9 protein-coding genes are annotated in these 8,793 nt (G+C 70.0%); 6 read left to right on the top strand and 3 right to left on the bottom strand.

Annotation, left to right across the window (positions count from 1 at the left end):
* Positions 1-1,232 (top strand): MMPL family transporter (locus LI92_RS17410; RefSeq protein WP_152665528.1); only part of this gene is annotated, 1,232 nt, incomplete at its 5' end.
* A 10-nt stretch (positions 1,233-1,242) separates the two neighbouring features.
* On the opposite strand, the gene LI92_RS17400 is transcribed toward LI92_RS17410, so the two are convergent.
* Complete coding sequence (locus LI92_RS17400; protein ID WP_046321066.1) at positions 1,243-2,670, bottom strand: protein adenylyltransferase SelO; 1,428 nt, start codon at positions 2,668-2,670, stop codon at positions 1,243-1,245.
* 159 nt (positions 2,671-2,829) lie between these two features.
* On the opposite strand from LI92_RS17400, the gene LI92_RS17395 reads away from it, so the two are divergent.
* Together LI92_RS17395 and LI92_RS17390 are read left to right on the top strand one after the other, a co-directional pair.
* Positions 2,830-3,615 (top strand): chymotrypsin family serine protease, encoded by a 786-nt coding sequence (locus tag LI92_RS17395; protein WP_046321069.1) that lies wholly within the window; start codon positions 2,830-2,832, stop codon positions 3,613-3,615.
* A 75-nt stretch (positions 3,616-3,690) separates the two neighbouring features.
* Entirely contained in the window at positions 3,691-4,152 is a 462-nt protein-coding gene (locus LI92_RS17390; RefSeq protein WP_046321064.1) for a hypothetical protein, read from the top strand.
* A gap of 36 nt (positions 4,153-4,188) precedes the next feature.
* Here LI92_RS17390 and LI92_RS17385 read toward each other — a convergent pair whose 3' ends face one another.
* On the bottom strand, positions 4,189-5,757 hold the full coding sequence (locus LI92_RS17385; protein WP_046321062.1) for an acyl-CoA carboxylase subunit beta: 1,569 nt from the start codon (positions 5,755-5,757) through the stop codon (positions 4,189-4,191).
* A 155-nt stretch (positions 5,758-5,912) separates the two neighbouring features.
* Positions 5,913-6,698 (bottom strand): thioesterase family protein, encoded by a 786-nt coding sequence (locus tag LI92_RS17380; RefSeq protein WP_046321060.1) that lies wholly within the window; start codon positions 6,696-6,698, stop codon positions 5,913-5,915.
* A 40-nt stretch (positions 6,699-6,738) separates the two neighbouring features.
* Here LI92_RS17380 and LI92_RS17375 point away from each other — a divergent pair, with 40 nt between their 5' ends.
* The 3 genes from LI92_RS17375 to LI92_RS17365 all read left to right on the top strand — a co-directional run.
* Positions 6,739-7,584 (top strand): class I SAM-dependent methyltransferase, encoded by an 846-nt coding sequence (locus LI92_RS17375; RefSeq protein ID WP_046321059.1) that lies wholly within the window; start codon positions 6,739-6,741, stop codon positions 7,582-7,584.
* Positions 7,585-7,634: 50 nt separating this feature from the next.
* Positions 7,635-8,441, top strand: a complete 807-nt coding sequence (locus LI92_RS17370) for an acyl-CoA thioesterase (RefSeq protein ID WP_046321057.1) — start codon at positions 7,635-7,637, stop codon at positions 8,439-8,441.
* 49 nt (positions 8,442-8,490) lie between these two features.
* The coding region (locus LI92_RS17365) for a DUF4226 domain-containing protein (protein WP_046321054.1) at positions 8,491-8,793 on the top strand (303 nt) is incomplete at its 3' end.

Raw genomic sequence — 8,793 nt, 5'->3', positions numbered from 1 at the left:
CCACGTTCGTGGCCCGCCACGCGGTGCCGATCGGGCTTGCGGTGGTGGCGCTGCTGGTGGCGGTGGGGGCGCCGTTCCTCGGTGTGAAATGGGGCTACCCGGATGACCGGGTGCTGCCGCGGACGGCCTCGGCGCACCAGGTGGGTGACGCCCTGCGCGAGCAGTTCGCCGACGATTCGGCTCAGGCGGTACCGATCGTGGTCCCCGACGCGCACGGCATCGGCCCCGCGGAATTGGACCGCTACGCCGCGGAACTGTCCCGGGTGCCCGACGTCTCGTCGGTGTCCGCGCCGACCGGGACCTTTGTTGCCGGCAACCGGGTGGGTGATCCCTCAGCGGCCACCGGAATCAAGGACGACAGCGTGTTGCTGACCGTCTCCAGCACCGCCCCGCTGTTCTCCCAACGCTCCGAAAACCAGCTCGATCAGCTGCACGCGGTGCCGGGCCCGGACCAACGGCCGGTACAGATGGGCGGGCTGGCCCAGATCAACCGCGACAGCGTCAACGCGATCACCGACCGGCTGCCGCAGGTGCTGGGACTGATCGGCGTCATCACCTTCGGACTGCTGTTCCTGCTGACCGGCAGCGTCGTATTGCCGATCAAGGCGCTGATCCTCAACATCTTGTCGCTGTCCGCGGCGTTCGGCGCACTGGTCTGGATATTCCAGGACGGCAATCTCGGGGCGTTCGGCACCACACCCACCGGGATGCTGGTCGCCAACGTGCCGGTGTTGCTGTTCTGCATCTCCTTCGGGCTGTCGATGGACTACGAGGTGTTCCTGGTGTCCCGGATCCGGGAGTACTGGTTGGCCTCGGGGCGCACCCGCGCCGACAACGACCAGAGTGTGGCACTGGGCCTGGCGCACACCGCCCGGGTGATCACCGCTGCGGCACTGATCATGTCGATCTCGTTCGCCGCGCTGATCGCCGCGCAGGTGTCGTTCATGCGCATGCTGGGTCTCGGCCTGACGTTGGCGGTCCTGGCCGATGCCACGCTGATACGGATGGTGCTGGTGCCGGCGTTCATGCACCTGATGGGCCGGTGGAACTGGTGGGCACCCGGCCCGCTGCGCTGGGTGGCGCAGCGCTTCGAGATCCGCGAGGACGGCGGTCGTTCGGCGGGCCGGCATGCCGCGCCGCCGGGCCATCGAAGCCCGGACGTCCCGGCCCAGCACGGCGCGCATCGGGCGGGGCGGGCGCACAGCGAGGCCGTGGTGTCGACCTCGGAGTGATCGCCGGCGATCACGTTCCGCAGAAGGTGCGGTACTCGCCGAATTCGGGCGGCGCGGGTGCGGCGTAGTCCTGCAGACCATCACGTTCGCGGTAGGGCTCGCCGATCACCTCCAGCAGCCTGAGGATGGGGGCCAGGTCGCCGCGCATCGCAGCGGTCAAGGCCTGCTCCACCAGATGGTTGCGGGGGATGTAGACGGGGTTGACCCGGTCCATGGCGTCGGCGTCGGGTTCCAGGGCCCGCCAGCGGTGCAGCCAGTCGGCGAACACCGGCGGCAGCGCGTCGGGGTCGCCGCGCCCGGCGCGGGCGAGTTGCCGGAAGAACGACGTGTAGTCCACCTGGTTGTCCTTGAGCAGCGCCAGCGCCTGGTCGATCAGGGCGGCGGACTCCACGCTGCCGGTCAGCCCGAATTTGGCCAGCATCCCCGCCGACCAGTAGCCGTGATAGCGCGGCATGAAGCCTTCGAGGGCTTCCACCGCCACCGCCAGCGCGAGCTCCTCGGTCGTGGCGAGCAGCGGCAGGATGGCTTCGGCGAAGCGGGCCAGGTTCCACTGGGCCACCAGCGGCTGGTTGCCGTAGGCGTAGCGCCCGGCGTAGTCGATGGAGCTGAACACCGTAGCCGGGTCGTAGGCCTCCATGAAGGCGCACGGCCCGTAGTCGATGGTTTCCCCGGAGATGGTCATATTGTCGGTGTTCATCACCCCGTGCACGAACCCGACGTGCATCCACTTCGCGATCAGCGAGGCCTGGGCGTCGAGTACCTCCTGAAACAGTGCCAGGTAAGGGTTCTCGGCGTGCGCGGCGTCCGGGTAGTGGCGGGCGATCGCGTAGTCGGCCAGCCGGCGCAGCAGGCTCAGATCGCCGGTGGCGCGGGCCTGCTGGGCAACCAACTGGAAGCTGCCCACCCGCAGGTGGCTGGCGGCGATGCGGGTCAGCACCGCGCCGGGCAGTGCCGTTTCGCGTTGCACGTGTGCTCCGGTGGCGACCACGGCCAGCGACCGGGTGGTGGGGATGCCCAGGGCGTGCATGGCTTCGCTGATCACGTACTCGCGCAGCATCGGGCCCACGGCAGCCAGCCCGTCGCCGCCGCGAGCGAACGGGGTGCGCCCGGAACCCTTGAGGTGAATGTCGCGGGGCCTGTTGTGGTCGAGTTCGCCGAGCAGCAGGGCGCGTCCGTCGCCGAGCAGGGGGACGTAGTTGCCGAATTGATGACCGGCATAGGCCTGCGCGACCGGGGTGGCGCCGTCAGGAAGTGCGTTTCCCGTCAAGAACTTCAGACCGTCGGAGCTGCGCAGCCAGGCGGAGTCCAGACCCAGGTCGGCGGCCAGCGCCTCGTTGAGGACCACCAGCTTCGGCTCCGGCGGAATGGCGGCCTGCCAGGGCTGGGCGAGTTCCGGCAGCGCGCGGGCGAAGTCGGCGGTCAGAGTCGGGGACGCCATCTGGCCAGCCTACGCAAGGCGGCGTCGGCGACCCAGGATCCGATTGCCCGCGGGCGCCGGTGCACGCACGCTCCCTTCGGCCTTCCGAGGGCGATCACGGCGGTGCGCAAATAGCCTCACTCGGACCGCCCTGCAAGGCGTGCCGCTACCGTGGCCACGGTGACGGCACAGCACCGCCTGGACAGGGCGAAGACGGTGGCATGGCGGTTGGGGATCGCCGTCGTGGTCGTCGCGATCTTCGTCGGCCTCTATCAGGTGAACCGCACACACCCCATCCGCCCGCAAAGCCCGATTCCGCTTGCGCACGTGATCGGGCCCGGCATCGGCATCAACGTATCCGAGGGCGGAAGCGCCGCCGGCATCACCTGTACCACGGGATTCCTGGTGCGCACCCGCGACAACCGGCCCGGCTTGCTCGCCGCGGGCCACTGCAACCCGGGCGGGGGCTCCGGCCAGGTGGTGATTCGCCACGGCGGTGCATTCGCCTATCGCACCATCGGCACGTTCACCGAGACCGTCAACGACGGCAGCGACTGGGACGACTACGACATGGGCCTGATCCTGCTGGACGATCCGGGCAAGATCCCCCTGACCTCCGTCGTGGACGGGCATCCGGTCACCGGGGTCGCCGAGGACGTGGCTGTCGGCGACATCTTGTGCCACTTCGGGATTCGATCCGGTGGACCGCTGTGCGGGCCGGTGGTGGCCAGCGAAGCCAATAAAGTCCGGTTCGAAGCCGGCGGCATCTGCGGCGATTCCGGCGGACCGGTGTACCGGCTGCGCGAGGACGGCACCGCAGAGGCTGTCGGCATCTACATCGCGGTCTCCGACGGCACCTATACCGAGCCCAAGTGCGAAGACCCGCACCCGTACTCGATCGCCCAGACCATCACGCCCTGGCTGTCGGCCTGGGAGCTGACACTGGACACCACGACGGGCCGTTGACGCCGCCGATAAAGCAGTGGCCGCAGCCGTAAACCGCTCGTATTCTGGGGAAACACGGTTCAGGAGGTCGGCGAGATGAAAGTGTCAGAACAACCTCAAGCCAGGACACAGATGTTCGCCCGGGTGATCGGGCCGTTCCTTGTCGTCCTCACCGCGACGGCGGTCTTCCGGGCCCCGCAGATATGGGCGTCCGACTTCTCCGCCGATCCCCTGTGGCTGTGGTCGACCGGGGCGTTCACGCTGTTGGCCGGTTTGATCGTGGTGGCTTTTCACCCCTATTGGCGGGGTGCGGCAGCGATCTGCGTGTCGGTGACGGGCTGGCTCACCGCCCTCAAGGGGTTGGCGCTGGTGGTGTTTCCCGACAGCAGCATCGCGAGTGCCAACCTGGCCATGCGCGCCGAGGGCTGGGCGCGCGCCGCCTACGTGCTGTTCACACTCATCGGGTTGTATCTGACCTACGTGGGGTGGGTGCCGCCCCGGGAGCGGCCGGCGCCGAAGCCGGCCAGCGACGATAAGGGCCTGCGCCCGGCGGCGTGAGCAGGCGGTTGCCCCGGCGCCGGCCACCCGAGGTCTTCAGAACGTGTCGACGAACCGCCGCGGCGGCGAATCCTGCCCGACCGCACCCGATGCCGCCAGCGTCGCCGCGATCAAACCCCGGGTCTCGGCGGGGTCGATCACATCGTCGATCTCGAAAATCGCTGCGGCGTTGAGGGCTTTGGCGTGCTCCTCGGCGGCGGCGGTGGCTTGGCGCACCCGTTCCTCGCGCTCGTCGGCGTCGGCGATGGCCTCGAGTTCCTTGCGCAGACCCAACCGGACCGCGCCCTCCAGCCCCATGGGGCCCAGGTGCGCGCCGGGCCAGGCCACGGTCAGCACCGGCTCGTGCAGGCTGCCGCCCATCATGGCCTGAGCACCCAGCCCGTAGCCGCGGCGCAGGATCACCGCGATCAGCGGCACCCGCAGCGCGGCGCCGGCCACCAACAGCCGAGATGCTCGCCGCACCAGGGCTTCTGCTTCGGCGGCCGGGCCCACCATGTAGCCCGGGCAGTCGATGAGCGACACCACCGGCAGCCCGAAGGCATCGCAGAGCTGCAGGAATCGGGCGGCCTTGTCCGATGCGCCGGCGGTAATGGCCCCGGCCATCACCATGGGGTTGTTGCCGATGACTCCGACCGGGCGGCCCTCGATGCGGGCCAGCGCGGTGACCATCTCGGGGGCGAATTTCTCCCGCAGGAAAGTCACCGAGTCGGCGTCGGCGATGGCCTCGATGATGGGCTTGAGCGGGTAGGCGCGTCGGGCGCGCTCGGGAATCATGGTGCGCAAGGCGTTTTGGTCCGCTGCCGGGCCGGCCGCAGTCGCGCCCTGGAAATAGCCGAGCACCTTCTTGGTCACCGCGACGGCTTCGGCCTCGTCGGCCACCACCACATCGACGACGCCGTTGGGCCCCTGGACCGACAAGGGCCCGACGTCGTCGGGGGCGACATGGCCCAGGCCGCCGCCGGCGATCATCGCCGGGCCCGCCATGCCGATCGAGGTGTCGGCGGTGGCGATGATCAAATCCGAACACCCCGCGATGACGGCGTTGCCGGCAAAGCAGCGGCCCTTGACCACGGCGATGCGCGGCACCAGACCGGATAACTTGGCCCACAACGCGAACGCGGGGACGTCCAACGACGACACCGTCGGGTAGTCGGTGTCCCCGGGGCGCCCGCCGCCGCCCTCGGCGAAGAAGACCGTGGGCAGGCGCATCCGGGCGATCAGTTCGAACAGCCGGTCCTTCTTGAAGTGGCCGATCGCCCCCTGAGTGCCGGCCAGCACGGTGTAGTCGTAGGCCAGCACCGCGCACGCGCTGCGCTCGCGGCCGAACACCGCACTGTTGATGGTGGCGGTTCCGGCCAGCAGGCCGTCGCCGGGGGTGTTGGCCACCAGGTCGTCAACGTCGCGGCGGGCGCGTTGGGCGGCGATCGCGAACCGCCCGTACTCCACGAACGTCCCGGGGTCGACCAGGTCGGCGATGTTCTCCCGTGCGGTACGGCCGCCGGCGTCGTGGCGGCGTTGCACAGCCTGCGGGCGCGCCGCGTCCTCGGTCCGTGCGCGGCGCCGCAGCAGTTCGAGGTGGTCGTCGCGCAGCGGAGCATCAGGCATGCGAGGTTCCTTCACAGTCGAACGTGAACACCATCATGGGCCACCCGTCGCAGCCAAGCGCGGCACCCAGCGGATCCCCCGAGACTGACATAACGAGCACTGTCGCTCAGAGGCGGGCAAAAATCTGGTCACCCCGGTCCGGCGCACGCGGCTCCTCACACCACCAACGTCTGCGTCGCCAACCCCGCCGGCCCCGCGGCGTCGAACACCGTCGTCTGCGTCATCGCACCCTGCCCGGGTGTCACCACCGTGCGCGCGTCCATACCGACCCAGCTGCCCACCGGATCCCGGTGCAACACCACGGTGAAATCGCAGTTGATCGCCGGATGCCGCGCCGGCGGGGCGCAGGCACTGATTCCGCTCCCGGAGTCCCCCACCGTCAGCACCCGCTGCCACGGCGTCATCGCCTCACCCGCCACCAGCGCCACACGCGGGCGCGCCCAGGCGCGCGCGGGGCCGTCGATGGCGAATCCGCCGTCTTCGAAGGACCAGTCGATCGCCGACAGATAGCCGTCGGTGTGCAAGCCGTCGGGAAAGGTGAACGCCTGCGGGGTGGGTTCATCGGGCTCATCCCCGTCCGGCACGGACCCGGGTACCGCAACCGGAAAATCCGCCGCCGCCGCGGCCATCCGCCACGCCCGCCCGACCAGCACCATGCGTCCACCGGCCTGCGCGGTCGCCTGCAGCAACTGCACCCGCTTGCCGGTGCGGATCTCCTCCACCTGAACTGTCAGCGGCGCCACCGGGACCGGGGTCAGGATGTCGATGCTGATCCGGGCCAGCCGGTGCCCATCGCGCGGCTGATAGCGCTCGATCTCGCGAGCCAGCAGTGCCGACGGCGGCCCGCCGTGCTGGCTCGCCGCGCTCCACGGCCCAGCGGTCAGCGGTGAACTGTCGAACTGCCCGGACCCGGTCTGGGTGTAGAACGCCTGGCCATCCACGGCTAACAGGCTAGACCGCGCCGCACCCTACGCTGGGCCCATGGCCAACGAGGATCAGCAGCAAGCCTGGGCGACCCAAGGTCTGGATTGGGTCGACAATGCGGCGATCTTCGAGGCGGCACTTGCCCCGTTCGCCGACGCCGTGATCCAGGCCGCCGACATCCGAGCCGGCGCACGGGTGCTCGACATCGGTTGCGGTTCGGGGACGCTGCTGCAGCGCGCGGCAGAACTGGGCGCCGTCCCGTATGGCGTCGATATCTCCGAGCCGATGGTGACCGCGGCCCGCCGGCGGGTTCCGCAGGCCACCGTGACGCTCGGGGACGCCCAGACCCTGGACCTGCGGGCCGGCGGCGCGCCGTTTGACCGGGTCGTCTCGCGGTTCGGGGTGATGTTCTTCGACGACCCGGTGGCCGCGTTCACCAACATCCGCTGCGGCGCAGCACCGGGCGCCGGGTTGGCATTGGTGTGCTGGCGCGAAGGCGACAACCCGATGTTCTCCGTGGGCGTCGAGCTGCTGGCCGCACAGCTGGAATCGCCACCTGCCGCGGTGGATCCCGCCGCGCCGGGTCCGCTGGCCTTCGGCAACGCCGACCGGGTGCGCGCTGTCCTGGCCGACGCCGGCTGGGCGCAGGTGGGCGTCGAAGCGTTCGACGGGGTCTGCAATTTCAGCATCGACGGCAGCGACGGCGTCGAGGAACGCCTGACGATGATCCTGTCCAACCGCACCGGCCAGCAGGCCCGCGCCGAGTTGCCGTCCCGGCTCGGCGAGGACGGCTGGGCCGGTGTGGTCGAGGACCTGCGCGGCGAGCTGCGCCGGCACCGCGTCGACGGAGTCCTGAAGTTCCCCGGGCACACCTGGGTGGTGACGGCGGTCAATCCGGGCTGACCGCCCGCGATAGCGTGACCGATATCGTTCCGCCTGCCGGGAGGGCCGCTGTGACCGAACACCCCTTCGACCGCGCCGTGCACCTCGACGCCGTCGACGCCGAGACGTTCCGCGGGGCCACCGACCCGGAGTGGGTCAACATGGTCGGGCCGTTCGGGGGGATCACCGCGGCGGTGCTGTTGCACGCCGTGGAGTCCCATCCCGACCGCATCGGCGATCCACTGGCGCTGACCGTCAACTTCGCCGCGCCCATCGCCGACGGCGCGTTCGACATCGGTCTGCGGGCCGCCCGCACCAACCGCAGCAACCAGCACTGGGTGCTCGAGCTTCGCCAGGGCGACGAGGTCAAGACGACGGCGACCGCGCTGTTCGGCCTGCACCGCGACACCTGGGCCGACGACGAAACCCGCCCGCCGAGCGTCCCCGCACCCGAGCAGCTTCCCCGCGGGTCCTTCGTCGACGCGATCATCTGGGCCAGGCGTTACGACATGCGGTTCGCCGAGGGCCCGGTGCCGCTGGGGGCCGTGGAGCCCAGTACTTCCTCGACCACGACGCTGTGGGTACGCGACGCCGAAGGCCGGGCGCTGGACTTCACCGCGCTGGCCTGCCTGTCGGATGTCTTTTTCCCGCGGGCCTTCCTGCGCCGCGGTAGATTCCTGCCGGCCGGCACCATCTCGCTGACCACCTATTTTCACGCCGACCAACGTGAAATCGATTCTCTCGGCAGTGATTTCCTGTTGGCCAGCGCGCACGCCAACCGGTTCTCGCGCGGTTACTTCGACCAGAGCGCGCACCTGTGGTCGCGCGCCGGCCGGCTGCTGGCCAGCACCCATCAGCTGGTGTATTTCAAGGACTGACATCTCGGGTGAATACCGCGATGGTCGCCGCTGAACTAACGTCGCCACTATGCCCGAGGAACTCGGCGCTCACGCCGATGCCGCGCGCGGACGCGAGGACGTCCTGGCGCGGCGGCTGCAGACGTCCGCCCAGGCCGACCGGGCTTTCGCGGCGACGGTGCACGGCGCCGCGCAGGTAGTGCTGCAGAGCCGCAAACGGCTCGACAGTATCGAGGCCGAACTGCGCGCCGTCCTGGCCCACCCGCGGTCGCTGGCGTTGGACACCCCCGCCGGCGCCCGGCAGTTCCAGCGGTTCCTGGCCGCCAAAAGCCACGACATCCACCAGGTGATCGCCGACACCGCCGCCGACAGC

The organism is Mycobacterium sp. UM_Kg1, from assembly GCF_000972925.1.
Classification (GTDB): domain Bacteria; phylum Actinomycetota; class Actinomycetes; order Mycobacteriales; family Mycobacteriaceae; genus Mycobacterium; species Mycobacterium hiberniae.
The sequence above is the reverse complement of the archived record's forward strand: the minus strand, read 5'-3'. Positions and strand labels throughout refer to the sequence as shown.

What these genes read in the sequence shown, in the direction of transcription:
- LI92_RS17390 (WP_046321064.1), top strand. Translation starts at nt 3,691, where the DNA reads ATGAAAGTGTCAGAACAACCTCAAGCCAGGACACAGATGTTCGCCCGG.
- LI92_RS17400 (WP_046321066.1), bottom strand. Translation starts at nt 2,670, where the DNA reads ATGGCGTCCCCGACTCTGACCGCCGACTTCGCCCGCGCGCTGCCGGAA.
- LI92_RS17375 (WP_046321059.1), top strand. Translation starts at nt 6,739, where the DNA reads ATGGCCAACGAGGATCAGCAGCAAGCCTGGGCGACCCAAGGTCTGGAT.
- LI92_RS17385 (WP_046321062.1), bottom strand. Translation starts at nt 5,757, where the DNA reads ATGCCTGATGCTCCGCTGCGCGACGACCACCTCGAACTGCTGCGGCGC.